Source organism: Ruegeria arenilitoris, from assembly GCF_013032855.1.
GTDB classification, from domain to species: domain Bacteria; phylum Pseudomonadota; class Alphaproteobacteria; order Rhodobacterales; family Rhodobacteraceae; genus Ruegeria; species Ruegeria arenilitoris.
The window spans coordinates 420,102-446,107 of record NZ_WQDA01000003.1 but is presented as its reverse complement, the minus strand read 5'-3'; the positions used below and the strand labels follow the sequence as shown (position 1 = coordinate 446,107).

23 protein-coding genes and 3 tRNA genes are annotated in these 26,006 nt (G+C 60.2%); 12 read left to right on the top strand and 14 right to left on the bottom strand.

Annotated elements, in window-relative coordinates:
- Positions 1-11 precede the first annotated feature (11 nt).
- Positions 12-155 (top strand): hypothetical protein, encoded by a 144-nt coding sequence (locus GOW72_RS12350; RefSeq protein WP_170338780.1) that lies wholly within the window; start codon positions 12-14, stop codon positions 153-155.
- Between the two features lie 92 nt (positions 156-247).
- Positions 248-1,252 carry a type I glyceraldehyde-3-phosphate dehydrogenase gene (gene gap, locus GOW72_RS12345; RefSeq protein ID WP_170367048.1) on the top strand — a complete coding sequence of 335 codons (1,005 nt, stop codon included), beginning with the start codon at positions 248-250 and terminating at the stop codon, positions 1,250-1,252.
- On the opposite strand, the gene coaD is transcribed toward gap, so the two are convergent.
- The 3 genes from coaD to GOW72_RS12330 form a co-directional block, all read right to left on the bottom strand.
- Positions 1,244-1,735, bottom strand: coding sequence for a pantetheine-phosphate adenylyltransferase (gene coaD / locus GOW72_RS12340; RefSeq protein WP_093961954.1), 492 nt, complete (start codon positions 1,733-1,735; stop codon positions 1,244-1,246). The genes gap and coaD overlap by 9 nt on opposite strands.
- 85 nt (positions 1,736-1,820) lie before the next feature.
- Positions 1,821-2,258 carry a CBS domain-containing protein gene (locus GOW72_RS12335; protein WP_170367047.1) on the bottom strand — a complete coding sequence of 146 codons (438 nt, stop codon included), beginning with the start codon at positions 2,256-2,258 and terminating at the stop codon, positions 1,821-1,823.
- Positions 2,259-2,319: 61 nt separating this feature from the next.
- Positions 2,320-3,222 carry a LysR family transcriptional regulator gene (locus GOW72_RS12330; protein ID WP_170367046.1) on the bottom strand — a complete coding sequence of 301 codons (903 nt, stop codon included), beginning with the start codon at positions 3,220-3,222 and terminating at the stop codon, positions 2,320-2,322.
- 101 nt (positions 3,223-3,323) lie between these two features.
- On the opposite strand from GOW72_RS12330, the gene GOW72_RS12325 reads away from it, so the two are divergent.
- Entirely contained in the window at positions 3,324-4,823 is a 1,500-nt protein-coding gene (locus GOW72_RS12325) for a CoA-acylating methylmalonate-semialdehyde dehydrogenase (protein WP_170367045.1), read from the top strand.
- Between the two features lie 28 nt (positions 4,824-4,851).
- Here GOW72_RS12325 and GOW72_RS12320 read toward each other — a convergent pair whose 3' ends face one another.
- Positions 4,852-5,043, bottom strand: coding sequence for a hypothetical protein (locus tag GOW72_RS12320; protein ID WP_170366789.1), 192 nt, complete (start codon positions 5,041-5,043; stop codon positions 4,852-4,854).
- A gap of 1 nt (position 5,044) precedes the next feature.
- Here GOW72_RS12320 and GOW72_RS12315 point away from each other — a divergent pair, with 1 nt between their 5' ends.
- Positions 5,045-5,641, top strand: coding sequence for a L,D-transpeptidase (locus GOW72_RS12315; RefSeq protein ID WP_425328547.1), 597 nt, complete (start codon positions 5,045-5,047; stop codon positions 5,639-5,641).
- Between the two features lie 56 nt (positions 5,642-5,697).
- On the opposite strand, the gene GOW72_RS12310 is transcribed toward GOW72_RS12315, so the two are convergent.
- Entirely contained in the window at positions 5,698-6,174 is a 477-nt protein-coding gene (locus tag GOW72_RS12310; RefSeq protein WP_170338788.1) for a fasciclin domain-containing protein, read from the bottom strand.
- A 75-nt stretch (positions 6,175-6,249) separates the two neighbouring features.
- Positions 6,250-7,095: a class I SAM-dependent methyltransferase gene (locus GOW72_RS12305; protein ID WP_170367044.1), complete on the bottom strand. Its 846-nt coding sequence runs from the start codon at positions 7,093-7,095 to the stop codon at positions 6,250-6,252.
- Positions 7,096-7,238: 143 nt separating this feature from the next.
- Here GOW72_RS12305 and GOW72_RS12300 point away from each other — a divergent pair, with 143 nt between their 5' ends.
- Positions 7,239-8,354, top strand: coding sequence for a carboxylate-amine ligase (locus tag GOW72_RS12300; protein WP_170367043.1), 1,116 nt, complete (start codon positions 7,239-7,241; stop codon positions 8,352-8,354).
- A gap of 3 nt (positions 8,355-8,357) precedes the next feature.
- On the opposite strand, the gene GOW72_RS12295 is transcribed toward GOW72_RS12300, so the two are convergent.
- Positions 8,358-9,215: a hypothetical protein gene (locus tag GOW72_RS12295; protein ID WP_170367042.1), complete on the bottom strand. Its 858-nt coding sequence runs from the start codon at positions 9,213-9,215 to the stop codon at positions 8,358-8,360.
- 175 nt (positions 9,216-9,390) lie between these two features.
- On the opposite strand from GOW72_RS12295, the gene GOW72_RS12290 reads away from it, so the two are divergent.
- The 4 genes from GOW72_RS12290 to GOW72_RS12280 all read left to right on the top strand — a co-directional run bounded on the left by GOW72_RS12290 (position 9,391) and on the right by GOW72_RS12280 (position 12,944).
- Positions 9,391-10,533, top strand: a complete 1,143-nt coding sequence (locus GOW72_RS12290) for an acyl-CoA dehydrogenase family protein (protein ID WP_170367041.1) — start codon at positions 9,391-9,393, stop codon at positions 10,531-10,533.
- Positions 10,534-10,540: 7 nt separating this feature from the next.
- On the top strand, positions 10,541-11,575 hold the full coding sequence (locus tag GOW72_RS18960; RefSeq protein WP_244952409.1) for an enoyl-CoA hydratase/isomerase family protein: 1,035 nt from the start codon (positions 10,541-10,543) through the stop codon (positions 11,573-11,575).
- Between the two features lie 3 nt (positions 11,576-11,578).
- Entirely contained in the window at positions 11,579-12,451 is an 873-nt protein-coding gene (gene mmsB, locus GOW72_RS18955; RefSeq protein WP_244952408.1) for a 3-hydroxyisobutyrate dehydrogenase, read from the top strand.
- 103 nt (positions 12,452-12,554) lie between these two features.
- The gene (locus GOW72_RS12280; RefSeq protein WP_170367040.1) at positions 12,555-12,944 is read left to right on the top strand and encodes a hypothetical protein; all 390 of its coding nucleotides are present in this window, start codon (positions 12,555-12,557) and stop codon (positions 12,942-12,944) included.
- Positions 12,945-12,956: 12 nt separating this feature from the next.
- Here the strand turns inward: GOW72_RS12280 and uvrA are convergent, their stop codons facing one another.
- From uvrA to GOW72_RS12260, 4 genes are all read right to left on the bottom strand, one after another.
- On the bottom strand, positions 12,957-15,815 hold the full coding sequence (gene uvrA / locus GOW72_RS12275; protein ID WP_170367039.1) for an excinuclease ABC subunit UvrA: 2,859 nt from the start codon (positions 15,813-15,815) through the stop codon (positions 12,957-12,959).
- A 105-nt stretch (positions 15,816-15,920) separates the two neighbouring features.
- Entirely contained in the window at positions 15,921-16,490 is a 570-nt protein-coding gene (locus GOW72_RS12270) for a methyltransferase domain-containing protein (protein ID WP_170367038.1), read from the bottom strand.
- Between the two features lie 92 nt (positions 16,491-16,582).
- Positions 16,583-16,659 (bottom strand) — tRNA-Asp (locus GOW72_RS12265).
- A gap of 50 nt (positions 16,660-16,709) precedes the next feature.
- Positions 16,710-16,786, bottom strand: a tRNA-Asp gene (locus GOW72_RS12260).
- Positions 16,787-17,635: 849 nt separating this feature from the next.
- Here GOW72_RS12260 and GOW72_RS12255 point away from each other — a divergent pair.
- From GOW72_RS12255 to GOW72_RS12245, 3 genes are all read left to right on the top strand, one after another.
- Positions 17,636-19,237: a M10 family metallopeptidase C-terminal domain-containing protein gene (locus GOW72_RS12255; RefSeq protein WP_170367037.1), complete on the top strand. Its 1,602-nt coding sequence runs from the start codon at positions 17,636-17,638 to the stop codon at positions 19,235-19,237.
- Positions 19,238-19,444: 207 nt separating this feature from the next.
- Positions 19,445-19,519, top strand: a tRNA-Val gene (locus GOW72_RS12250).
- A gap of 95 nt (positions 19,520-19,614) precedes the next feature.
- Positions 19,615-21,198 carry an APC family permease gene (locus GOW72_RS12245; protein ID WP_170367036.1) on the top strand — a complete coding sequence of 528 codons (1,584 nt, stop codon included), beginning with the start codon at positions 19,615-19,617 and terminating at the stop codon, positions 21,196-21,198.
- A 47-nt stretch (positions 21,199-21,245) separates the two neighbouring features.
- On the opposite strand, the gene lon is transcribed toward GOW72_RS12245, so the two are convergent.
- From lon to GOW72_RS12230, 3 genes are all read right to left on the bottom strand, one after another.
- Positions 21,246-23,654 carry an endopeptidase La gene (lon, locus tag GOW72_RS12240; RefSeq protein ID WP_170367035.1) on the bottom strand — a complete coding sequence of 803 codons (2,409 nt, stop codon included), beginning with the start codon at positions 23,652-23,654 and terminating at the stop codon, positions 21,246-21,248.
- Positions 23,655-23,868: 214 nt separating this feature from the next.
- On the bottom strand, positions 23,869-24,999 hold the full coding sequence (gene tgt / locus GOW72_RS12235) for a tRNA guanosine(34) transglycosylase Tgt (protein ID WP_170367034.1): 1,131 nt from the start codon (positions 24,997-24,999) through the stop codon (positions 23,869-23,871).
- A gap of 63 nt (positions 25,000-25,062) precedes the next feature.
- Positions 25,063-25,974, bottom strand: a complete 912-nt coding sequence (locus GOW72_RS12230) for a nucleoside hydrolase (protein ID WP_170367033.1) — start codon at positions 25,972-25,974, stop codon at positions 25,063-25,065.
- Positions 25,975-26,006 lie beyond the last annotated feature (32 nt).

Here is a 26,006-nt window from a genome sequence, read left to right as displayed (position 1 = left end):
TCGGAGCAGCAATGACAAACCAAATCGCGATCTGGCTGGGAGTCCTCATCCTTGGTGGTCTGATGCTGGATTTCGCGCTGTTTGGAACCGAGCACCTCCTGTTCCTCGGCAAGAAGTTCTACGACTTTCTCGACTGGGTCGCGTTCTGGCGGTGACAGAGGTTTTTCTTGACATTTTCGCCTGACTGCCTTTGTTAGCGCTAACTGATTTTAATCGCGGCTTAGCGGCCATTCAGACGGAGCGCGACATGACACTCAAACTTGCAATCAACGGATTTGGACGGATCGGGCGCGGTGTCCTGCGCGGCCTGATGGAAAGCGGTCGTACGGATGTGCAGATCGTCGCGATCAACGACCTCGCCAAGCCGGAAATGAATGCGCATCTGTTCGAGTTCGACAGCGTGCATGGCCGCTACACCAAGCCGGTCACCCTGAGCGAGGCCGGGCTGGACGTAGGTGCCGGCCCGATCCGGCTGACCAGCGAGCGCGACCCCGAGGCGCTGGATTGGTCGGACGTGGACGTGGTTCTGGAATGCACCGGCGTGTTCCGCACGCGCGAAGCTGCGTCTCGCCATTTCAAGAACGGCGCAAAAAAGGTTCTGATCTCGGCGCCAGCGCGTGGGGATGGCGAGGTTAAAACCGTGGTGTTCGGCGTGAACGACCACGAACTGACCGCCGCCGACACGGTGGTTTCCAACGCATCCTGCACCACCAACTGCCTGTCGCCGGTCGCTGCCGCGCTGGATGCGGGCCTTGGTATCGTGCACGGCAACATGACCACGGTGCACGCCTATACCGCCAGCCAGCCGGTGCATGACACCGCCGGCAAGGACCCGTACCTGTCGCGCGCGGCGGCGCTGTCGATGATCCCGACCACCACCGGCGCGGCCTCGGCCGTGGGGCTGGTTCTACCGCAACTGCAGGGCAAGCTGACCGGTCAAGCGATCCGGGTTCCCACCCCCAACGTCTCGGTCGTCGATCTCGTGGTCGAGGTATCGCGCCCCACCACCGAAGACGAGGTCAACGCCCTGTTCACCGAGGCAGCGGCCAAGATCCCGACCGTTCTGGCCGCGGAAACCCGCCCGTTGATCTCGATCGATTTCAACCACGATTCCCACAGCTCGACCGTGTCGCTGGCCGAAACCAAAGTGACCGACGGCACGCTGGTTCGCGTTCTGGCCTGGTACGACAATGAGTGGGGTTTCTCGAACCGGATGCTGGACACCGCTGCCGCGATGGGCGCCCTAGCCTAACCGCTCTTTCAGCGCGATATTGACCTGGGGCGTGACGAATTTCGACACGTCCCCACCCAGCCGGGCGATTTCCTTGACCAGCTTCGAGGCGATCGCCTGGTGTCGAGCTTCGGCCATCAGGAACACGGTCTCGATCGAATCGTCGAGCGCCCGGTTCATCCCAACCATCTGAAATTCATATTCGAAATCGGCAACAGCACGCAGGCCGCGTACAATGATCTGCGCCCCTACGTCCCGGGCGCAGTCTATCAGCAGGTTTTCGAACGGATGCGCAACAATTTCAGTGCCGGTCTGTTCGGTCAGGTAGGCGCATTCCGCCTCGATCATGGCCACCCGCTCTTCGAGCGAGAACAACGGACCCTTGTCGCGGTTGATCGCGACGCCGATTACCAGCTTGTCGACCAGCATGGCTGCCCGGCGGATGATATCGATATGACCCATGGTGATGGGGTCAAAGGTTCCCGGATATAATCCAACCCGCATCGCGCCCTCCTGAGCAATAAAATTTCTGCGCAAGCAAACACAAGTTTTCCGCAGCTGCAAGAGGCCGCAATGTCGTCAGATGGGGCTAGTGCCCCATGATCATGCCCTGCAGGGCATCTTTTTCCATGGCTAGTTCGGACAGTTGCGCTTTTACGACGTCGCCCAGAGTGACGATCCCAATCAGTTTGCCATCTTCGACAATCGGCATGTGGCGGAACCGACCTTCGGTCATGCGAGCGAGAACGTCCTGCACCTTGTCCTGTTGGGTCGCGGTCACCAGTTTCTTGGTCATGTAGGCGCTGACCGGCTGTGTCAGGCACCCGCTGCCACTGGCGGCCAATTCCCGCACGATATCGCGTTCCGAGAGGATGCCGGCTGCGGTTTCGCCATCGTCCTCCGATACGATCACCGTACCAATGCGCTTATCGGCCAGAATCTTTGCCGCCTCGGACACGGTCATCGAAGGCGCCACCGTCACAACCCCGTCCGTCGACTTGGACTTCAGAATGGCCTGTACAAGCATGGGCAATACCTCCGAAATAATTTTCCCGTTTTCCAAAGCGTTGCCCGATTAGATCAACCTGTCAAGCTTGGGCTTCGGCTTCCAGCCGCGCAACTTCGTCGCGAATTCCCCGGCTGAGCGCTTCTGCAAATCGGTTCAACCGTTCGTTGCGTTGATCACCCTGATGGCGAACCAGGTGAAAGCTGCGCGTCAGACTGACTTGATCCGTCAGAATTTTTTTCAGCTGAGGATGGAATGGCAACGTGAAGTCATGCGCGATACATACCCCGGTACCCAGCGAGGCTTGCCGCAACTGCACCGAGACCGAGTTCGATGCAAGTGGGACACGATCAATACCCAGATCGTTGAGATAATCGAGCTCGCGGTCGAAGATCATGTCCGGGATATAACCGATCATGCGGTGACCCTTCAGCTCACCGACCGAGCGAATGGGTCCATGCCGCGAAAGATAGCCGGCTGTTGCCACCGTATGCAGCTTGTAGTCGCTGATCTTTTGCACCAGCAGCTTGCCGGCCGTCGGGGCGCTGACGGTGATGGCCATATCCGCCTCGCGGCGCGACAGGTTGATGATCCGCGGCAAGGCCAGGATCTGTATGTCCAGGTCGGGATTCGAGTCGCTGATTTTGGCGCAGACTTGTGGCAGCAGATAGTTGGCGCTTCCGTCCGGAGCACCGATCCGGATTTGACCACTCAGCGACTTGGTCGCGCCTTCCATCGCGCCAGCCGCTGCGCGCATCGCCTCTTCAGCGCCTTGAGCGTGCTCGAACAGTCGCTCTCCGGCCGAGGTCAGTACGTAGCCCTGCGGTGACTTCGTGAAAAGCGGCGCTTTCAGTGCTGCTTCCAACCGGGAAACCCGCCGCCCGACTGTCGCCGGATCGATCTTTAGTAACCGCCCCGCCGAAGACAGGCTTTCCTCGCGCGCAACCGCGAGGAATACGCGCATGTCATCCCAGTTCGGGTCCATCCCCACCCCTGCATTTTTGCAAAACTCTTTTGGGATATTGCCTCTGTTCATGAGATTTATGCAAGCCTATGCTGCGCGCAAATTCAGCGGAGGAGTTTGCGATGCAAGACCTGACCCATTTCATCAACGGCGAATACACACCCGGCACATCCGGTCGATTTGACGACGTCTACAACCCCGCCACGGGCGAGGTTCAGTACAAATGCCCGATGGCCAGCACCGCCGAGACCACGGCAGCTATCGAACACGCCGCTGCAGCCCAGCCCGCATGGGGCGCGACCAACCCGCAAAAGCGCGCCCGCGTAATGATGCAGATGGTCCACCTGATGCATCGCGACATGGACAAGCTGGCCGAGGCGCTGAGCCGCGAGCACGGCAAGACCCTGCCCGACGCCAAAGGCGACCTGCAGCGCGGGCTCGAGGTGATCGAATACTGCATCGGCGCCCCGCAGATGCTGAAGGGTGAATTCACCGACAGCGCCGGCCCCGGCATTGACATGTATTCCATGCGTCAGCCGCTGGGTGTTGTCGCCGCAATTATGCCGTTCAACTTCCCGGCCATGATGCCCCTGTGGCATGTCGGCCCTGCTCTGGCCTGCGGCAACGCGGTGGTGCTGAAGCCCTCGGAACGTGACCCATCGGTACCGCTGATGCTGGCCGAACTGTTCGTCGAGGCCGGTCTGCCCAAAGGTGTGTTCCAAGTCGTCAACGGCGACAAGGAAGCCGTGGACACCCTGCTGGACAGCGAGATCATTCAGGGTGTGTCCTTCGTCGGCTCGACCCCCATCGCGCAGTACATCTATTCGCGCGCCACGGCGAACGGCAAACGCGCCCAGTGTTTTGGCGGGGCCAAGAACCACATGATCGTCATGCCCGACGCCGATCTGGATCAGGCCGCCGACGCACTGGTGGGCGCCGGTTTCGGCGCCGCCGGTGAACGCTGCATGGCCGTTTCGGTGGCCGTTCCGGTGGGCGAGGAAACCGCTGACGCGCTGATCGAGAAGCTGGTGCCGCGCATCGAGAAGCTTAAAGTCGGTCCCTATACCGCCGGCGACGACGTCGACATGGGGCCGGTCGTGACCGCCGCCGCCAAGGAACGCATCCTGGGCCTGATCAACTCGGGCGTGGAACAGGGCGCGAAGCTGGTGGTCGACAACCGCGATTTCAAACTGCAGGGTTATGAAGACGGTTTCTTTGTCGGCCCCCACCTGTTCGACCATGTCACCCCCGACATGGACATCTACAAGCAGGAGATCTTCGGCCCCGTTCTGTCCACCGTCCGCGCCGGATCCTACGAAGAGGCGCTTAAGCTGGCGATGGACCATGAATACGGCAACGGCACCGCGATCTTCACCCGCGACGGCGACACCGCCCGCGATTTCGCCAGCCGGGTCAATATTGGCATGGTTGGCATCAACGTCCCGATCCCGGTGCCGCTGGCCTATCACACCTTCGGCGGCTGGAAGAAATCCATGTTCGGAGACCTGAACCAGCACGGCCCCGACAGCTTCAAGTTCTACACCCGCACCAAGACCGTGACGTCGCGCTGGCCGTCGGGCATCAAAGAAGGTGGCGAGTTCAACTTCAAAGCGATGGATTAACAGACTGATTTTGAGAGCAAAGGCCGCCTCAATTTGGGGCGGCCTTTTTGTCCGCAGGCAAACCCAATTCGCCAACCGTCACCTTGTGCACCTTTTGCTTGGCAAAAAACTGCGCAAGCTGGGACGCGTTCACGAGAATTTCAGCACCGACCTCTGGCTTCACCTCTCTGCCCGGCATAAATTGGCCGAAAATTCGAGCAGTCAGTCGCCAGGAGGCCATCGTGACAACCAGAATTTCCCGCCGCTCGGCCCTTTTGGGGGTAGCATCCGTATTGGCGTCGCCGACCTTGTTGCGGGCGCAGAGCCAGGACGCCTTCCCTCAAACCGAAGAGGCGATCAGTACTCAGCTTCCCGTTCGTCGCAACGTATCGTCCTTTTCCAAGCAGGACTGGCAGGATCACTTCGATGAACTGGGCGTGGGCTGCTTGCTGGCAGACATCACCAGCCGGGCGGTGCATTACTGGGGTCCTGACGGTACCTACAAACTGTACCCCAGCTCGGTTCCCATGAGCGAAGAGCTGACCAAACGCGGCTACACCGAAGTCGTGCGCAAAGCGGAAAACCCCAGCTGGACGCCGACCGCATCGATGCGCGAGCGCGATCCCAACCTGCCGATCCGCATGGAAGGTGGAGATCCGGGCAACCCACTTGGCACCCGCGCCATGTACCTGTCCTGGCCGGCTTACCTGGTGCATGGCACACATGACACCCGCAAGATCGGACGCCAAAGTTCATCCGGGTGCATCGGGTTGTACAACCAGCATGTCGAGGAACTGTATCCTCTGGTCCAAATCGGAACAAAAGTCAGACTGCTTTGAAACGACAAAGCCCCGGCCGATCGACCGGGGCTTTGATTTTGTGGCGAGTGTCTTGATTACTCGGGGATCAGAACAGTGTCGACGACGTGGATGACGCCGTTGCTTGCCTCGATGTCGGCCTGAACGACATTCGCTCCGTCGACCTTGACGCCGTTCTTGGCATTGACGCTCAGACGTTCGCCCTGAACGGTCAGAACCTTGGCCCGCTTACCCGCGATGTCACCCGACATAACTTTGGCCGGCACAACGTGATAGGTCAGGATGGCGACCAGCTGATCCTTGTTTTCGGGCATCAGCAGCGTCTCGACGGTGCCCTCAGGCAGGGCGGCGAACGCTTCATCGGTGGGCGCGAACACCGTGTAGGGGCCTTTGCCCTTCAGCGTGTCCACCAGACCGGCGGCCTGCACAGCGGCGACCAGCGTGTTGAACGACCCGGCCGAAACGGCGGTGTCCACGATGTCTGCGGCTTGGGCTTTCATCGGCAGTGCGAGTGCGACGGCGGCTGCGGCACCCATGAATGTACGACGGAACATGTTTAGTCTCCTCTCCAGCGTGATATGGAAAGGGGTACGCGCGCTTTCGAAAAGCGGATCACGAAAAAATCTGCTTTACCGCTTCTGAACCCAGATACTCTGCGCTCGGCCTTCAGTCAGAAAAGGCAAGGCTTCGACGGCATCGGGGCGCGCCTGCTGAAGGTAATAACCGGGCCAAAGCATTGAAAAAGAACCAGATTGCAGCAAAACGTGCAGCATGTACTGCTCGCCCCAACCCGGGCAGTCATAGAAAAACCGCTTGGGGTATTCATAGGGCAAAAAAACATCGTGGACATGGATCACGACGCCCGGTTTCAGGTTCGGAATGATGCGGCAGAACAGATGCGCTACGTCATTGCTCATGCGCACGACATGGCTCGAGTCGATGAACAGAACGTCTCCGGCCTCGAGCTGATCGAACACGGATGCGTCGACCTCTTCCAGTCGTTTCTGTTCGAATTGATCAATAACATGCGCGATGTCTGCGCGCGGATACGGGTCAACCGCGGTGATCCGGGTTTCCAGGCCACCATCAAGAACGGCCTGCCGGGTCACTCGGGTGGAGTTTCCACATCCGACCTCGACGACGCGTTTCGGCTTGAACCGTCGGATCATCAAGTACAGAGCATCGGCATCGGGACTGTCGTAGTACCCGTTGCCGATCCGGTAGCCGGTCTGGTTCCGCTCAGGATCCTTTAAAGCAGCCAGTGCTTCGGCATGGACCGTATATTCGGCGACCAGTTCGGCAATATCGAACCCTTCCATCCCGGGTGACAGGGCATAGGCCGGTCGGGTCAGGCCGCCTGCCCGCTCGAATGCTTCAAGCCGTGCCCGCTCATCCCGCTCGGGGGCCTTGTCGATCAACCGTGTGCCGAACCTGTCCAAGAGTGCATTGAGCTTCGGGAATTTCCTTGGTTTCACGACACACGGCTCCAATTATCTGTCTGGCTTCTGCGGTGCTTACCGTCGGCACACGGGTCAGCGCAAGGTCGATGGCGCCAAGGCCTTGGCAAAAGAGCGGATTCCGTATTCACTGATCCCAAAAGGGAACGGGAGGCCCGCACATGCAGCAGGATTTCACGATCGGCATCGAAGAGGAATACCTGCTTGTCGATCGCGACAGCTTGCAGCTGGCTCAGGCGCCCGAGGCATTGATGAAGTCCTGCCAGGCGGACTTTGAGGGCCAGGTCAGCCCGGAATTCCTGCAATGCCAGATCGAGGTTGGAACCCGCCCGCATACGACGGTCAAATCCGCACGAGAGGACCTCAGGCGGCTGCGGTCCGGTGTCGCCAAGCGCGCCGCCGCGCACAACATGGCACCGATCGCCGTGTCCTGCCACCCGTTTGCAGATTGGAAAGACCAGCATCATACGCGCAAGGAACGCTATGACAACCTGCAACATGCCCTCGGCGGCGTGGCCCGCCGGATGCTGATCTGCGGCATGCACGTGCATGTGGGCGTCGAGGATGAGGCGCTGCGAGCCGACCTGATGCCACAGCTCAGCTATTTCCTGCCGCATCTGCTGGCGCTTTCAACCTCCTCACCATTCTGGAACGGACAGGATACCGGGCTGTCCTCGTATCGCTTGACGGTGTTCGACAACCTGCCCCGCACCGGCCTGCCCCCCATTTTTGGCAGTTGGTCCGAATACGAGCGCACCACCGGTGTCCTGGTCGAATTGGGTGTAATCGAGGATACCTCGAAAATCTGGTGGGACCTCCGACCGTCGCACAGCTATCCGACTCTCGAGACGCGGATCATGGATGTGCAGCCTCGCATGGAACACGCGCTGTCGCTGGCGGCCATGGTACAGGCATTGACCCGAATGCTCTGCCGTCTGAAAGACCGCAACCTGCGCTGGCGGCAATATGATCGGTTCCTGATCGGCGAAAACCGTTGGCGAGCGCAGCGCTACGGTGTGGGTGAAGGGCTTATCGACTTCGGAGACCGCTCGATCAAGCCGATGCCCGACCTGATGGGCGAGTTGATGGGCATGTTGGCCGAAGATGCCGAAGCATTGGGCACCATGGCCGAGTTGGCCCGTTTGCGTCAGATTGCCGAGAGCGGCACCTCGGCCACGCGACAGCGTCGCGTTCACGCCGAAGCACTGGCCAATGGCGACGATCCGGGTCAGGCCGTGGTCCGGCACCTGATCGACGAATTCCACGCTGATCTGTGACGCTCATACCGCATTCAGGATCTGTCTGATCCGGTCGGCCACGGGCTCGTACAGGCTGCGGGCTTTCCAATACCCATTGTGCGAAAACGGATTCCATCCGGTGAAGATATTCCCGACCCGAATAGCCTGATCGGTGATCTCACCCGTCCCGACAAGCTGCCCATAGCTGGGCGCGATCGGTCCAAGGGGAAAGCCAAGAACGTCGTGCTTGTCATAATAGTTCTGCCACCAGTTATGGAATTGCAGGGTCAGTGGCAATTCCTGGTTGGGGCGTTGGATCGGCGTGATGTCCTGTTCGGGATAGGCGAACAGAAAGATCGGGATGTTGCAGCCAAACGTGACCATCCCGACTACTGTCTGCATGTCCTCCACCGGAACGCCATGCTGCGGCAATCCACCGTGGCGCAGATGGCGCTGAAGGTCATAGATGTAGTTCGACATAATGTGCCCACCCAAGGAATGAGCGACGATCAGGATGGGCGCGCGCTCGCCGATCTGAAACCGGACGATGCGTATCACCTGCGCAACTCGTTCATGGATCGCGGCATAGGTTTTGTCGCTGCCGTCGGGGGTCGGGCGATAGGATGCCGCGTCAGACAGGTTACACACAACGAAACGGCGCGTTCGGTCATAGCCCGTATAGGGGCTTATGCTGTTCAGATAGTCCATCTGCCGGCCCTGCAGGATTTGCGCCCAGATCACCTCGTGCCAGGCAACTTTGCTCATGTCCTGCCCCAACTGCCGCCCCACCCGATCGTGCAAGTCGCTCGAAAACGTCGGCACCGAGGACGGCTGGTTCGGTCCGACCGACTGGCTGCCCATTCCGTGTATCGCAACCACGGCCATCTTGTAATTCGACATCCACAACTCCGATCAATCAATAACACGAATGGCTCAGCATAACCGCCTTTTGGCAATCGCCCAAATCCGGCGCATGTGCATCACGGGGTTTGCTCCGCGTGAAAAATTTCTGTAAGGATTGCGCAATAAATAAACAGTCGTTCAATTCACGTCGCCACAAGGGGGGAGACCGGCCATGGATTTCGCGCTGACAGAGGAACAGACGGCCATTTTCGATATGGCCTACGCGTTCGCGCAAGAACAGATCGCACCTTTCGCCCGCCAGTGGGAGGCCGAGGGCACCATACCCAAGGATCTGTGGCCCAAGGTCGGCGAACTGGGCTTTGGAGGGCTCTACGTGTCCGAGGAAAGCGGCGGCTCGGGCCTGACCCGTCTTGACGCCACGCTGGTGTTCGAGGCGCTGTCGATGGCCTGCCCCTCGGTCGCCGCCTTTCTGTCGATCCACAACATGTGCGCCAAGATGCTGGACAGCTTTGCCAGCGATGAATTGAAATCGCGCATCATGCCCGACGTTCTCAGCCTGAACACGGTGCTCAGCTATTGCCTGACCGAACCGGGCTCGGGCTCGGACGCGGCGGCGCTCAAGACACGGGCCGAGCGCACCAACGACGGTTATACGCTGAACGGCACCAAGGCCTTCATCTCGGGCGGCGGCTATTCCGATGCCTATGTCTGCATGGTGCGCACAGGCGCCGACGGACCCAAGGGGATCTCGACCGTCTATGTCGAGGACGGCACACCGGGCCTCAGCTTTGGCGCGCTGGAACAGAAGATGGGCTGGAAAAGCCAGCCCACCGCGCAGGTTCAGTTCGACGACTGCAAGATCCCGGCCGAAAACCTTGTCGGGACCGAGGGCGACGGGTTCAAATACGCGATGATGGGCTTGGATGGCGGGCGCCTGAACATCGCCTCATGCTCGCTGGGCGCGGCGCAGGCGGGGCTGGACATGACTCTGCGGTACATGTCCGAGCGCAAGGCTTTCGGCCAGACGATCGACCAGTTCCAAGCCCTGCAATTCCGGCTGGCCGACATGGAGATCGAGCTGCAGGCCGCCCGCACCTTCCTGCGTCAGGCGGCCTGGAAGCTGGATCAGGGCGCGCCCGACGCCACCAAATTCTGCGCGATGGCCAAGAAATTCGTGACCGAGACCGGATCGAAAGTGGTCGATCAGTGCCTGCAGCTGCATGGCGGTTACGGCTATCTGGCCGATTACGGCATCGAAAAGCTTGTGCGCGATCTGCGGGTGCATCAAATTCTGGAAGGCACGAACGAGATAATGCGCGTGATCGTCGCCCGCCAATTGCTCGCCCATCGCTGAGGTTTCCATGTCCGATATCGACATCCGCACCACGGGCCGCGCCGGCCGGATCACCCTGACCCGGCCCAAGGCCCTGAATGCGCTGAGCTACGAGATGTGCATGGCCATCGACACCGCCCTGCGCAATTGGCGCGAGGATGACGAGGTCGATCTGGTCATCCTTGATGCCGAGGGTGAAAAGGCCTTCTGCGCGGGCGGAGACATCGCCGAGTTGTACGCAACGGGCACCAAGGGCGACTATGCCTATGGGCAAAAGTTCTGGCGCGATGAATACCGCCTGAACGCGATGATCTTCGAATATCCCAAGCCGGTGGTCAGCTTCCTGCAGGGCTTTACCATAGGCGGCGGCGTGGGCATCGGCTGTCACGGCACCCACCGGATCGTCGGCGAAAGCTCGAAGATCGCGATGCCCGAATGCTCGATCGGGCTGGTGCCGGATGTGGGCGGGTCGCTGCTGCTGGCGCTGGCGCCGGGACGGTTGGGCGAATATCTGGGCCTCACCGGCGCGCGCATGGGTCCGGGCGACGCGATCTATGCCGGGTTCGCCGACCACTTCATCTCGCAGGAGCAATGGCCCGACATGATCGAGATGCTCGAGGCCTCGGGCCAGGCCGACCTACTGGCCGAACACGCCGTCCCCGCCCCGGACCGCACCTTGCCGCAGGACGACATCGACCGTTTCTTCGGCGGTGAAACCCTGGGCGACGTTCTGACCGACCTGTGCAATGGCGACAGCGAATTCACCCGCGGCGCGCTCGAGGCGATGGGCCGCAATTCGCCGCTGTCGATGGCCTGCGCGATCGAGATGCTGCACCGCCTGCGCGGACCCGCCCTGACCATGTGCAAGGCGCTGGAGCTGGAATACCGCTTTACCTTCCGATCGATGGAGCACGGCGATTTTCTCGAGGGCATCCGGGCGCAGATCATCGACAAGGACCGCAACCCGAAATGGCAGTTTGCGGACATGAACGTGCCGGCCACGGCGGTATCACGGATGCTGATGCCGCTGGGCGCGGACACGCTGACATTCGAGGAGGAGTGAAACATGAAGATCGGATTCATTGGCCTGGGCAACATGGGCGCGCCGATGGCGGCCAATCTGGCCAAGACCGGTCACGACGTGACCGGGTTCGACACCGCGGGCGTGTCGGTCAAGGGCGTGAACAAGGCCGAAACGGCCCCTGATGCGGTCCGCGGGGCCGAAGCGGTCATCACCATGCTGCCCAATGGCGACATCCTGCGCGCAGTGGCCGATCAGATCATTCCACACATGGAGAAAGGCGCGGTGTTCATCGACTGCTCGACCGTCGATGTGGACAGCGCCCGCGCCGTGGCGGATCAGGCTGAACAGGCCGGGCTTCTGGCCGTGGACGCGCCCGTCTCGGGCGGGATCGGCGGCGCGGCCGCCGGCACGCTGACCTTCATGGCCGGCGGCTCGGACGCGGCATTTGCCAAGGCGGCCCCGCTGTTTGAGATCATGGGCCAGAAGGCGGTGCATTGCGGTGCGGCCGGCGCAGGCCAGGCCGCCAAGATCTGCAACAACATGATTCTGGGCGTCACCATGATCGCCACCTGCGAGGCTTTTGCCCTGGCCGACAAGCTGGGCCTGGACCGGCAGAAGATGTTCGATGTGGTCAGCACCTCGTCGGGCTACAGCTGGAGCATGAACGCCTATTGCCCCGCCCCCGGTGTCGGGCCGCAGTCGCCTGCCGACAACGGCTACAAGCCCGGTTTCGCCGCCGAGCTGATGCTCAAGGACCTGCGGCTCAGCCAGCAGGCCGCCGAAAGCGCCGACGCCGACACGCCGATGGGCCAGATCGCCACTGCGCTGTACGAACAGTTCGTCGAAGCCGAAGACGGCAAGGGCATGGACTTCTCGGGCATGCTGCCCCGGTTCGAAAAGCGCGGCCGCAGTTAAGCTTTGGGCGGCATTTCGCCACCCAGGGCTTGCACTTCGGGCGGTCATTCCAAAATATCGGGAAACGCGGCATGACGGCGCGACGAACCGAGGGGAACCGCCCATGAATACACTTTTGCATATTGCACTGCTTGCCGGCCTGTCACTGACCCCGGTCGCGACGCTGGCTGACAACGGCAAAGGCAAGGGAAAGACCAAGAACACATTCTCGGTCGAGCGCGCGGCCCCGCAGAAGGGCGCAAAATCCGTTGCCAATTGCCCGCCCGGGTTGGCCAAGAAGGCCGTACCCTGCGTCCCGCCCGGTCAGGTCAAAAACTGGTACAAGGTCGGCGACCGGATCGATCGCGACTATGTCTGGATCGACGATCCGTACCGCTATGGTCTGAAACGCGGCGGTAACTACGTTCGCGCGGGCGACTACGTCTACAGCATCGACCCCGACACGCGCAAAGTGCTGAACCTGATCGGCGCGGTGGCGGATATTCTGTACTGACGCGCAGGCAGCCTATTCGGCCGCCACGCGTTCTGGGTTCAGCAGCGGCTTGAGGTATCGCCCGGTGTGGCTACGCTCGCATTCGGCCACCTCTTCCGGGGTGCCGACCGCCACGATCTCGCCGCCGCCATCGCCACCCTCGGGGCCGATGTCGATGATCCAGTCGGCGGTTTTCACCACGTCCAGATTGTGTTCGATCACCACGACCGTGTTGCCCTGGTCGACCAATTCATGCAGCACTTCCAACAGCTTGCGCACGTCTTCGAAATGCAGGCCGGTTGTGGGTTCGTCAAGGATGTACAGGGTCCGGCCCGTCGACCGTTTTGCCAATTCTTTCGACAGCTTGACCCGCTGCGCCTCGCCGCCCGACAGGGTCGTGGCCTGTTGGCCGACCTTGATGTAGCCCAGCCCCACGCGTGCCAGCGCATCCATCTTGTCGCGGATCGAGGGTACGGCTTTGAAGAACTCCTGCGCGTCCTCGACCGTCATGTCCAGCACGTCGGCGATGGACTTGCCCTTGAACTTGATCTCGAGCGTCTCGCGGTTGTAGCGCGCGCCCTTGCAGGTCTCGCAGGTGACATAGACGTCGGGCAGGAAGTGCATCTCGATCTTGATGACCCCGTCGCCCTGGCAGGCCTCGCAGCGCCCGCCCTTGACATTGAAGCTGAACCGCCCGGGCTTGTAGCCGCGCGCCTTGGCTTCGGGCAGCCCGGCGAACCAGTCGCGGATCGGGGTGAAGGCGCCGGTATAGGTGGCCGGGTTCGACCGCGGCGTGCGCCCGATGGGCCGCTGGTCGATGTCGATCACCTTGTCCAGATGTTCGAGCCCTTTGATCGTTTCGCAGGGCGCAGGCGTCTGACGCGCACCATTCAGACGCATCGAGGCGGTCTTGAACAGCGTCTCGATCGTCAGGGTCGACTTGCCGCCGCCCGACACCCCGGTCACGCAGACGAACTTGCCCAGCGGAAACTCGGCCGTCACGTCTTTGAGGTTGTTGCCCGAAGCCTTTACAACCGTTACCTTTTTCTTGTTCCCCTTGCGCCGCTCGGCGGGCACCGGAATTTCCCGAACCCCCGACAGATACTGCCCTGTAATCGAGGCCGCATCGGCCGCGATCTGCTCGGGCGTGCCGTGGCTGACCACCTGCCCGCCATGCACGCCGGCACCGGGGCCGATGTCGAACACATAGTCGGCTTCGCGGATGGCTTCCTCGTCATGCTCGACGACGATCACGGTGTTGCCCTGATCGCGCAGGTTCTTCAGCGTGCCCAAAAGGCGGTCATTGTCGCGCTGATGCAACCCGATCGAGGGTTCGTCCAGCACGTAAAGCACGCCGGTCAGGCCCGAGCCGATCTGGCTGGCCAGCCGGATGCGCTGGCTTTCGCCGCCTGACAGGGTACCACTTGAACGAGACAGCGTAAGGTATTCCAAACCAACGTTATTCAGAAACCCCAACCGCTCACGGATCTCTTTCAGAATCGCGCGGGCAATCTCGTTTTTCTGGGCGCTCAGATGGTTCGGCGCGTCCCCGACCCAGGCCAGAGCCTCTTTGATCGACATTTCGACCACCTGACCGACATGCAGCCCTGCAATCTTGACGGCCAACGCCTCGGGGCGCAGGCGATAGCCCTCGCAAGTGTGGCAAGGACGGTTGTTCTGATACCGTTCGAATTCCTCGCGGATCCACGCGCTGTCGGTTTCGCGATAGCGGCGCTCCATGTTCGGGATAACGCCTTCAAAGCTGCGGGTCACCTGATAGACCCGTCCGCCTTCGTCATAGCGGAACTGGATTTCATCATCGCCCGAGCCATGCAGAAACACCTGCTGCACATGCGCCGGAAGGTCCTTCCACGGCGTGTTCTTGTCGAACTCGTAGTGGCGCGCGATCGCCTCGATCGTTTGCAGGAAATAGGGCGACTTGCCCTTGCGCCATGGGGCCAGTGCGCCGTCATACAGTTTCAAGGTCTGATCGGGCACCACAAGCCGTTCATCGAAAAACAGCTCGACCCCCAGCCCGTCGCAATCCGGGCAAGCCCCAAAGGGCGCGTTGAACGAAAACAGGCGCGGCTCGATCTCGGGGATGGTGAACCCACTGACAGGACAGGCAAAATTCTCGGAGAACGTGATGCGCTCGGGCTCGCCCTCGCGCGGGGCGGTCTCCAGAATCGCGATGCCATCGGCCAGGTCCAGCGCGGTGCGCAGGCTGTCGGCCAGGCGGGTCTCCATCCCCTCGCGCACGACGATCCGGTCAACAACCACGTCGATGTCATGGCGGAACTTCTTGTCCAGCGTCGGCGGCTCGTCCAGTTCGTAGAACTGGCCATCGACCTTGACGCGCTGGAACCCCTGCTTGCGCAGTTCCAGAAACTCTTTCTTGTACTCACCTTTACGGTCACGAACGATGGGCGCCAGAAGATAGCCGCGGGTGCCCTCCTCCATCGCCATGATCCGATCGACCATGTCCTGAACCTGCTGGGCTTCGATCGGCAAACCGGTGGCGGGGCTGTAGGGCGTGCCTGCCCGCGCGAACAGCAGGCGCAAATAGTCATAGATCTCGGTCACCGTTCCCACGGTCGAACGCGGGTTCTTCGACGTGGTCTTCTGCTCGATCGAGATCGCCGGCGACAGGCCGCTGATGTGATCCACATCGGGCTTTTCCATCATGTCCAGAAACTGGCGCGCATAGGCCGACAGGCTCTCGACATAGCGGCGCTGGCCTTCGGCATAGATCGTGTCGAACGCCAGCGACGACTTGCCCGACCCGGACAGGCCCGTGATGACAACCAGCTGATCGCGCGGAATGTCCACGTCGATGTTTTTCAGGTTGTGCTCGCGCGCGCCGCGCACCTCGATATTCTTCAGCTCAGCCATTCAGGCCCCCAACACACAAGTGTCCTAGAGATAGGCGAGCGACGCTGAGTCTCCAACCGAAAAGTTAGAACAAAGTGTGAACGAGCAGATTTTCTCCGCCTTGGGTCACCCGTCTTCGGGCTTTCGCGCCATGGCCCAGGCACACATCGGAAAATCCGGGTCGTTTTCCAGACTGTCGGTTTCAGGGTCATAGACGGGCGGCCAGACCGGTTCGAGGTTCCGCAAAGCCGCCTGACGGTTGCCCCATTGCGCAGCCTGAATACTTTCCGGATCAAAGCCGCATTCGGTCAGCAGGTTGCGCAATCCCCGCGCCGACCAACGCGAACAGTCGTGCGGAGCGGCATGGAACGGGATGAAGAACGGCACGGCCAACCAGAACCACCCTCCCGGCCGCAGCATTTCGAGCACGTTCAGTGTGGCTTCATAGGGCCGGTCAAGATGTTCCCAGACCTGATTGGCCAGGATCAGATCGAACTGACGAACGTCCCCGCGGTCATCCGTCAGCGGGCCTTTGCAGATATCGTGTTTACGATGCCAGATCTGGGTATGGCTGCGAAATCCGAATTGCGTTCCCCATTTTCCCGAAATTTCGGCGCAGTCCAGCGCCTCCGGCCCCAGACTCCGTACCCATTTCTTGCTTTCCCGAACCATGACGACGCGGTTCAAGCTGACCATCGAAAACCCCGACTGCGTGCTACCTGCCGGGACCGATTGTCCAGAAAAGCAACCCTGTGTCCACAGGGAACGCAAAGACTTTTGAGGAGAAGTGGCGCGGTTGACGGGGCTCGAACCCGCGACCCCCGGCGTGACAGGCCGGTACTCTAACCAACTGAGCTACAACCGCGCATTAGGGTCTATGTCGATCCGTTTGCCCGGATCAAAGGCTGGCAGCGATGGCGCGGTTGACGGGGCTCGAACCCGCGACCCCCGGCGTGACAGGCCGGTACTCTAACCAACTGAGCTACAACCGCCCGCTGCCCGTTCATTGCTGAACGTTGGGGTGTATTATGGCCACGCCCGGGCATCGTCAAGCGGCGTTTTCAAGTTTTTTGCAGGAACGGGAAAATTTGTTTGCGAGCGCGTTTGGCATGCTCCTTTGGGATAGCGCCGGCGCGCACCGTTGCGTGAACCGGCACTCGCCGGACTTTCCACCGGCCAGCGTGCTCAATTGCGGTTGCCAGACTGCGCTCCCGCATAGGCTGTCGAATTGAAAGATTGCTTTTTGGTTTGTCCGCAGGAGCCTTGCTCGAACCGAAGGGGAAAGCCCACTCGCTGTGTAGACCCGACTTATCCACTGCCCCGACGTTTACTTGACGACACGGTTTTGCCGAAGTCTTGACCCAATCGAGCCACAACCATCTGGGAACTATTTACTTTCTGGCACGTCCACGAGAGAAGAGTCCCTGAAAGAATTCAGAGGCCGGGAATTCCTCCATGGTACTTTCCGATACCCTCCACCATGATCGCGCTCAGCAAACAGGGGGCTGCTAGAGGCCCCAAAAATACTGAAACCAGTTGAACACCAAAGAAGGCGATAATTTTCTATGTCGATTGCCAATACAACCAGTCCGGGCGCCAACCCGACCGGGCTTACCTACGTAGACGGATTGTTCTGGGGGACATCCTGGGATCTCAGCACCAATATCGGAGGCCCCGGCTGGAACGCTTACATATTCGTTTGATGACGGCACCCTTGGGGATCAACTGTTTGCAAAGTACATGAAGGCGCAATTCGGGCAGCATTCGACCTGATCGAAACGATCATCCCCATTGAGTTCACCGAGACAAACTTTCTCGCGCCCAATGGCACCATCAACCAGGTGAACCTGACTTATGGCGTGGTGACCCAAGACACCCTGGGAGGTTCGATCGGGTTTCACCAAGTGCCGGGCGATACGCCTCTGCTGTCCGGCTCACTCGGTTTGGATGCGCTGTTTGGCCTGTTTGCGTACGATACCGTTTTGTGGAGCAAGGCTGCTTTGCGTAAGGGCGGTGAAGGCTTCGCGACGGTACTGCATGAAATTCTACATGGCATGGGGTTAACTCACCCCCATGATGACGGCGGTTCTTCCTCGGTCTTTCCCGGGGTTACCCAACCCTTTGACGACTTCGGGACGGACGGACAAAATCAGGGCGTCTACACGATCATGTCCTACAATTCGGGTTACCCCGAAAGGTTCCCCCTGCACTACTACGATATCGGCGGCACTGCCTCGCCAATGGCGTTGGACATCGCAGCACTGCAGGCGATCTACGGCACCCAGCAGCACAACACCGAAAACGACGTGTACAAGATCAAAGGATCGAACAAGGTCGGAACGGCCTGGACCTCAATTTGGGATACTGGCGGAATCGACACACTTTCGGCCGCCGGTGTCGGGCGTTCAGTGACGATCAACCTGAACGACGCCGACCTCGAGGGGGACGACGCTGGAGGTGCAGTATCATCCGCCGAAGGTGTTCGCGGCGGTTTTACAATCGCCAATTCTGTCGTCATCGAGAACGCGATTGGCGGCAACGGTGGGGACGCCATCCTCGGAAACGAGGTTGGCAACGTCCTGCAGGGTCGCGGTGGTTCCGACACCATCTACGGCGCCGAGGGTGAAGATACACTCAGCGGCGGCGGTGGCCACGATACGTTGTCTGGTGACACTGGTGCCGATACGGTTCTTGGCGGCGGCGGCAAGGACAACATCCTTGCGCAGGACGCGGACGGAAACGATGTTCTGGACGGAGGTGGTGGCAGCGACTGGATTCGCTTCCTCGGCACCGGGGCTGCCACTGTTGATCTGTCGAATATCGAGGCGCAGGACACCGGGTACGGCGTTGACACTTTGCAACGCATCGAAAACGTTTCCGGGACCGCTCAAGCTGACCAGATAACCGGGTCCAAAAAAGCCAACATCCTGCAGGGTAATGATGGAAACGACACACTCAACGGCCTGGAAGGAAGGGACACACTGGAAGGCGGTCAAGGAAATGACACTCTGACAGGCGGAACAGGATCCGACAAACTGCTGGGCGGCACCGGTCAAGATATCTTGGCCGGAGGAACCGGAAAAGACTTCCTGACCGGTGGCGACGATGCCGATACCTTCGTGTTCAACACGATAAAGGACAGCTCAAAATCCGCAGGCTCGGCGGATGTCATCACCGATTTCGAAGTCGGCGTGGACAAGATTGACCTCAGCGGAATTGACGCCAGCACGGTTCTGGATGGCGATGATGCTTTCACCTTCAACGGAACGACGCCGTTCTCGACTGCGGATGAAGGTGAGATCTACTACAAGCAGATCGATTCTCGCGGAACGGCTTCGGACAGGACCCTGGTCTTCATCGACACCGACGGGGACAAATCGCCCGAGATGGTCATCCGCTTGAATGGCCTCCTTGACCTGACAGCGGACGACTTCATCCTCTAGAAACGGCGCGATTCTCGAATGGACAAGGCCCCGGATTTCCGGGGCCTTTTCGTAGGAACGACTACCTGCAACACGAGCCGACGCCTCAGAATGACCGTGTCGATTTCACAGCTTGGCGCAGGATATCCTCATGCCTGAAGAGGTTAAGAACTCCAGCCATCTCCCCTCTTGCAGCCGGATAAAAAGCACTGTAATACGCCGCCCTACGGGTGATTAGCTCAGTGGTAGAGCGCTTCGTTCACATCGAAGATGTCAGGAGTTCAAATCTCTTATCACCCACCATTCCCTCTCTTTTTCAACGCTTGAAACGGATGAGACTCGGCGTCTATCCTTGAGTTCGGGCCGGTGAAGCACCGGCATGGCAATCAGGGACATGCATGGCCGAACTAAAGCGCGACATCGGCCTGGTGGGTCTGACATTCATATCTGTCGGAGGAATCATTGGCTCAGGATGGCTGTTCGGGCCGCTTCTGGCCGTTCAGCACGCAGGCCCCGCGGCCGTTTTGTCCTGGGTCATCGGGGCCGTCGCAATGTTCATTCTGGCCATCACATTCGCCGAAATCTCTGCCATGTTACCCATCCCCGGAGGGATTGCTCGGGTTCCGCAGTTTTCACACGGCAATATCGTCGCCATGACGATGGGTTGGACTGCCTGGATCGGGTACAATACGACCGCTCCGATCGAGGTCGAGGCAATGCTGTCCTACCTCGCACCCTATGCACGCTGGCTGCATGCGCCATCTGGTGACCTGACCGCGCCCGGACAGGCTGTGGCCTTGGCATTCATGGTGTTCTTCGTCCTGATCAACATGCTTGGCGTAAAGTTCTTTGCCCGGGTCAACACAATGATAACAAGCGCAAAAGTGGCCATTCCAATCCTGTTGTCCGTGGTGCTGATCCTTTCACGTTTCAATGCCGAGAACTTCACGCAGCCCGAGGGGTTCGCACCGTATGGGCTCAAGGGAATAATGGCCGCCGTTTCGACCGGTGGTGTAATCTTCTCGTTCATCGGGTTCAGGCATGTGGTCGACATGGCAGGCGAGGTGCGAAACCCGAAATTCGACATTCCGGCGGCGCTTGTATTGTCGATCATCATGTGTGCGGCGATCTATCTGGGCCTGCAGATCGCTTTCATCGGCTCGCTCGACCCTCAGATGCTGGCGCAGGGCTGGGCCAAGCTGAGTTTTGCCGGAGAAGGCCCTTTGGACGGGGTCATAATGTCCGTTGGGATATTGTGGTTCATCAGCATCCTAAACGTCGGCTCGGTGATCGGACCGTTCGGAAACGCCCTCGTGGCCACCGGCTCGAACGCTCGGATCGCGATGGCCCTGTCGCAGAACGGGTTTCTGCCCGCGCGCATCCGACACCTGTCGGCGTTTGGTGTGCCCATCTGGGCGCTGGTGCTCAACTTCGTGATTGGCACCCTTTTCCTTTTGACCATTCCTTTTGAGACGGTGATCGCCCTGAACGGGGCAGCGATCGTCCTGTCCTTTGCCGTCGGCCCCATCGCCGTTGTATGCCTGCGCAGCCTATTGCCAGACAGGCCCCGTTCGATCCGCGTTCCAGCGGTTGGTTTTGTCGGAATGCTGGCCTTTGCGATTGCAACTCTGATCGTCTACTGGAGCGGCTGGGATACTGTCTGGCGCCTAGGCATCACCCTTCTAATCGGGCTGCTCCTGCTTTTGGCGCGGTTTCGGGGACGCCTGGAGCAGATGGATCTCAATCAGGCCTTGTGGCTCGCGCCCTATCTGGCTGGACTTGGGTTGATCTCGTTTCTTGGTCAGTTCGGAGACGGCGCGCTGCACCTGATCCCGTTCGGGTGGGACATCTTGTTTTGCGCTCTGCTGTCATCGACGATTTTCTGGATCGCAGTCCGGTCCGCCCTACCCCCTGAGAAATTCCAGCGCTACATAGACGAGGAAGAAGTTCTGGACCCATCAAAACCCGTAATCGGGCTTTGAATCAGAAAGGGCGAGGATTATTCCCCGCCCTTCTCGTTGTTTTCAGATCAGTGCGCCGTGGCTGATGGTCCACTGTTATCCGAAGCCTTGGCCGCTGCGGCCGCGGCTTCTTCGGCGGCCTCGTCCCATTCGATCGGCTCAGGTTTGCGCACCAGTGCGCGCTCCAGAACTTCGGACACGTGCTTGACCGGGATGATCTCCAGCCCTTCCTTCACGTTGTCGGGGATGTCGGCCAGATCCTTCTCGTTCTCTTCCGGAATAAGCACCGTCTTGATGCCCCCCCGCAAAGCTGCGAGCAGTTTCTCCTTCAACCCGCCGATCGGCATGGCGTTGCCACGCAGCGAAACTTCGCCCGTCATGGCGATGTCCTTGCGGACCGGGATACCGGTCAGAACCGACACGATCGAAGTCACCATCGCCAGGCCGGCGCTGGGTCCATCCTTGGGAGTCGCGCCGTCAGGCACGTGCACATGGATGTCGATCTTGTCGAACTGCGGCGGTTTGACCCCGATCTGAGGCGAAATCGACCGCACATAGGACGAAGCCGCGTCGATGGATTCCTTCATCACATCGCCCAGCTTGCCTGTGGTCTTCATCCGACCCTTGCCTGGCAGCTTCAACGCCTCGATATGCAGCAGGTCGCCACCGACCGAGGTCCAGGCCAGACCGGTCACAACGCCGACCTGATCATCCTGTTCAGCCAAACCGTAACGGAACTTGGGTACACTCAGGAACTCGTGCAGGTTCTCAGCCGTCACGACAACCCGGTCGGTCTCGTTCTTGATGATCCGGGTCAACGATTTGCGCGCCACCTTGGCAATCTCGCGCTCAAGATTCCGCACACCGGCCTCGCGGGTATAGGTGCGAATGATCGCGGTCAGCGCCTCATCGGTCAGCTCGAACTCTTTGGCTTTCAGCCCGTGGTTCTTCACCTGCTTCGAGATCAGGTGCTGCTTTGCGATCTCGCGCTTTTCGTCCTCGGTGTAGCCGGCCAGCGGAATGATCTCCATCCGGTCCAGAAGCGGCCCAGGCATGTTGTAGCTGTTGGACGTGGTCAGGAACATCACGTTCGACAGGTCGTATTCGACCTCAAGATAGTGGTCCATGAACGTGCTGTTCTGTTCCGGGTCCAGCACCTCGAGCATGGCCGAAGCCGGATCACCACGGAAATCCTGCCCCATCTTGTCGATTTCATCGAGCAAGATCAGCGGGTTGGTGGTTTTCGCCTTTTTCAGCGCCTGGATGATCTTGCCGGGCATCGAGCCGATATAGGTCCGGCGGTGTCCGCGGATCTCGGATTCATCGCGCACCCCACCCAACGAGATGCGGATGAACTCGCGCCCCGTGGCCTTGGCGACCGACTTCCCAAGCGAGGTCTTGCCCACGCCCGGAGGGCCGACAAGGCACATGATCGGGCCTTTCAACTTCTTCGAGCGCTGCTGAACCGCCAGATACTCGACGATCCGCTCCTTGACCTTTTCGAGGCCATAGTGATCGGCATCGAGGATCTGCTGCGCCCGGCCAAGGTCTTTCTTGACCCGAGACTTGGTGCCCCAAGGCAGCGACAGGATCCAATCCAGATAGTTGCGCACCACGGTCGCTTCGGCCGACATCGGCGACATGTTCTTGAGCTTTTTCAGCTCGCCTTCCGCCTTTTCGCGGGCTTCTTTCGAAAGCTTGGTCTCGGCGATCTTGGCTTCCAGCTCGGCGATCTCGTTCGCGCCGTCCTCGCCATCGCCCAGCTCCTTCTGAATGGCCTTCATCTGCTCATTCAGATAGTATTCGCGCTGGGTCTTCTCCATCTGCGACTTGACGCGGGTCTTGATCTTCTTCTCGACCTGAAGAACCGACATTTCGCCCTGCATCAGGCCATAGACCTTTTCCAGACGCTCGCTGATGCTGAGCGTTTCCAGCAGGTCCTGCTTCTGTTCGACCTCGATGCCAAGGTGACCCGAAACCAAATCGGCCAGTTTCGCCGGATCGGTTGTCTCACTGACAGCGGTCAGGGCTTCTTCCGGGATGTTCTTGCGAACCTTGGCGTACCGCTCGAACTCATCGGCGACAGTGCGCAAAAGCGCCTGCGTCGTCGTAACGTCGCCGGGAATTTCGGTCAGGTATTCGGCGCGGGCCTCAAAGAATTCTTCATTCTCAATGAACTCCGAAATCTTGACGCGTGCCTGCCCTTCGACCAGCACTTTGACCGTGCCATCGGGCAGCTTGAGCAGCTGCAGGACATTTGCCAGAACGCCGCTGCGGTAGATACCGTCCTGGGTCGGGTCGTCGACGGAAGGGTCAACTTGACTGGACAGCAGAATTTGCTTGTCATCCTGCATCACCTCTTCCAGCGCGCGCACCGACTTTTCACGCCCCACGAACAGCGGGACGATCATGTGCGGAAACACGACAATGTCGCGCAGCGGCAGAACGGGGTATGAGGAATTAAGAGGCTCTTGCATGCTCTATCCTTATCATTGGCAAGATGGCACTGACCCCTGTTTCAGGCAGCCGTCGGCCATCTCCTTTCTCGGACGATAAAGGTGGGGCGCGGACCGCCCCATTTCAACCTCGTCGCCTTACCTGTAGAAATCAGAATGGCCCGAGGTTTCCCCGACTGCAAGGCATCGCGGCAACATATCCACTGATTTTGACTTGGGTCGCCCAACACGCCCGTTAGAGCGGCTCGATATCACCCTGCGCCCGCTGAGCATGGAACTCGGCCTGCCAGGCCTCGAATGCACCGGCGGCGATGGCGTCCCGCATGCCCTGCATGATCTCCTGGAAATAATGAAGATTGTGCCAGGTCAGCAGCATGCCCGAAATCATTTCGTTGGCCCGGAATACATGGTGCAGGTAGGCGCGCGAGTAATTCGAGCAGGCTGGGCACGTGCACTGTTCGTCCAGCGGACGCGGATCGTCGGCGTGGCGGGCGTTCTTGATGTTCACGACCCCGCGGCGGGTGAACACCTGCCCCGTCCGTCCCGAGCGCGACGGCAGCACGCAATCCATCATGTCGATCCCGCGCGCCACGGCGCCCACGATGTCGTCGGGCTTGCCCACGCCCATCAGATAGCGCGGCTTATCGGTCGGCAGGAAATCAGGCGCATAGTCCAGACAGTCGAACATGGCCTCCTGCCCCTCGCCCACCGCGAGGCCACCAACGGCATATCCTTCGAACCCGATGGCCTTCAGCGCCTCGGCGCTTTCCTCGCGTAGGTCGCGCTCCAACCCGCCCTGCATGATCCCGAACAGCGCATGGCCGGGCCGATCGCCAAAGGCCTCGCGGGACCGTTCGGCCCATCGCATCGACAGGCGCATCGACTCGGCGATCCGGTCGCGATCGGCAGGCAAGGCGGGGCATTCGTCGAAACACATTACGATATCCGACCCCAGCAGGCGCTGGATCTCCATCGACCGCTCGGGTGTCAGCTCGTGTTTGGACCCGTCGATATGCGATTTGAAGGTCACGCCCTTCTCGGTCAGCTTGCGCAGGCCCGCCAGGGACATCACTTGAAACCCGCCGGAGTCGGTCAGGATCGGGCGCTCCCAATTCATGAACTTGTGCAGGCCGCCCAAGCGGTCGATCCGTTCGGCCGTGGGCCGCAGCATCAGGTGATAGGTGTTGCCCAGCAGGATGTCGGCGCCGGTGGCCCGCACGCTTTCGGGCATCATCGCCTTGACCGTCGCGGCCGTGCCCACGGGCATGAAGGCCGGCGTGCGCACCTCGCCCCGCAGCGTGTGGATCACGCCGGTGCGGGCTTTGCCGTCGGTGGCCTTCAATTCGAATGAGAAACGCTGGGTCATGTCATCGCCTCGGGTCGCTGAACCGGGCAGGCTTTGCCCGATCGGCGCGCGCAATGCAACCCGTCAGGGCAAGCTGGCAACCCTTTGCGTGAACAGGTCCACCACCTGCTGACCAACGACGTCACAGCACACCTGCAATGGTGGGCGAGACGGGTCCGGCCGGGTTGCCCCAACCTCGGGCCCCTCGGTTACTACCTTCAAACCTGTTTTTTGAGTTTCGAACATCGCACGGTGCGAACAGGCGATGACGGCCGTCGAGTCATGAAGACCGCAGCCGTCCAACCCGGCAACATCGCGGTAGAAATTCAGATAGAACTGAGAGATATCGTTCAGAAATCCACCGATTTGAGGCGCACGTCGTGCCAGTTCCTCGAAATCAGCCGCGCGATAGAGCGTTTTCAAGGTCACATCCAGCCCTACCAGAACCGTCGGAGCGGTCTGGGCGAACACCTCATCTGCAGCTCTCGCATCGTGATAGATGTTCGCCTCGGCGTGTTCGGTGATGTTGCCTGGACAGAAGACTGCACCGCCCATGATGACCAATTGGCCGATGTTCTGAGAAAAATCCGGATCCAGACGCATCGCATCGGCAATGTTGGTCAGCGGCCCAACCGCACACACCGTCAGGTCCTTCTTGTGACGCCGGGCCATCTCGACCAGGAACTCGGCTGCGATCAGGTCGTGGTTCGCGCCGATCTCGGGCACATCGACCACATCGCCAAAACCCTCATCCCCATGCACGTGCTTAGAGGGCGTGTGTGCGTCAGCTTCCCATGGAAACGCTGCGCCCTGCGCCACAGGTATGTCCAACCCCAGCTTGTGAGCCAGAAACCGCGCGTTCCGGCTGGACTGCTGGACATGCGTATTGCCAAAGACCGTAGTCAGGCCGATCAGGTCAATTTCCGGAGCGGCGGCGGCGTAGGCGATCGCCATGGCATCGTCTATGCCGGGGTCAGTGTCGATAATCAGTTTCATTTCGCCCCGATAGCGCAATCAACGGCGGATGC

Coding starts and splice junctions, on each gene's coding strand:
- lon (WP_170367035.1), bottom strand. CDS start 23,654: ATGCAAGAGCCTCTTAATTCCTCATACCCCGTTCTGCCGCTGCGCGAC.
- GOW72_RS18960 (WP_244952409.1), top strand. CDS start 10,541: ATGTCCGATATCGACATCCGCACCACGGGCCGCGCCGGCCGGATCACC.
- GOW72_RS12325 (WP_170367045.1), top strand. CDS start 3,324: ATGCAAGACCTGACCCATTTCATCAACGGCGAATACACACCCGGCACA.
- GOW72_RS12280 (WP_170367040.1), top strand. CDS start 12,555: ATGAATACACTTTTGCATATTGCACTGCTTGCCGGCCTGTCACTGACC.
- GOW72_RS12295 (WP_170367042.1), bottom strand. CDS start 9,215: ATGTCGAATTACAAGATGGCCGTGGTTGCGATACACGGAATGGGCAGC.
- GOW72_RS12350 (WP_170338780.1), top strand. CDS start 12: ATGACAAACCAAATCGCGATCTGGCTGGGAGTCCTCATCCTTGGTGGT.
- GOW72_RS12270 (WP_170367038.1), bottom strand. CDS start 16,490: ATGGTCAGCTTGAACCGCGTCGTCATGGTTCGGGAAAGCAAGAAATGG.
- GOW72_RS12230 (WP_170367033.1), bottom strand. CDS start 25,974: ATGAAACTGATTATCGACACTGACCCCGGCATAGACGATGCCATGGCG.
- coaD (WP_093961954.1), bottom strand. CDS start 1,735: ATGCGGGTTGGATTATATCCGGGAACCTTTGACCCCATCACCATGGGT.
- gap (WP_170367048.1), top strand. CDS start 248: ATGACACTCAAACTTGCAATCAACGGATTTGGACGGATCGGGCGCGGT.
- uvrA (WP_170367039.1), bottom strand. CDS start 15,815: ATGGCTGAGCTGAAGAATATCGAGGTGCGCGGCGCGCGCGAGCACAAC.
- GOW72_RS12330 (WP_170367046.1), bottom strand. CDS start 3,222: ATGGACCCGAACTGGGATGACATGCGCGTATTCCTCGCGGTTGCGCGC.
- GOW72_RS12320 (WP_170366789.1), bottom strand. CDS start 5,043: ATGGCCTCCTGGCGACTGACTGCTCGAATTTTCGGCCAATTTATGCCG.
- GOW72_RS12310 (WP_170338788.1), bottom strand. CDS start 6,174: ATGTTCCGTCGTACATTCATGGGTGCCGCAGCCGCCGTCGCACTCGCA.
- GOW72_RS12300 (WP_170367043.1), top strand. CDS start 7,239: ATGCAGCAGGATTTCACGATCGGCATCGAAGAGGAATACCTGCTTGTC.
- GOW72_RS12335 (WP_170367047.1), bottom strand. CDS start 2,258: ATGCTTGTACAGGCCATTCTGAAGTCCAAGTCGACGGACGGGGTTGTG.
- GOW72_RS12245 (WP_170367036.1), top strand. CDS start 19,615: ATGGCCGAACTAAAGCGCGACATCGGCCTGGTGGGTCTGACATTCATA.
- GOW72_RS12290 (WP_170367041.1), top strand. CDS start 9,391: ATGGATTTCGCGCTGACAGAGGAACAGACGGCCATTTTCGATATGGCC.
- tgt (WP_170367034.1), bottom strand. CDS start 24,999: ATGACCCAGCGTTTCTCATTCGAATTGAAGGCCACCGACGGCAAAGCC.
- mmsB (WP_244952408.1), top strand. CDS start 11,579: ATGAAGATCGGATTCATTGGCCTGGGCAACATGGGCGCGCCGATGGCG.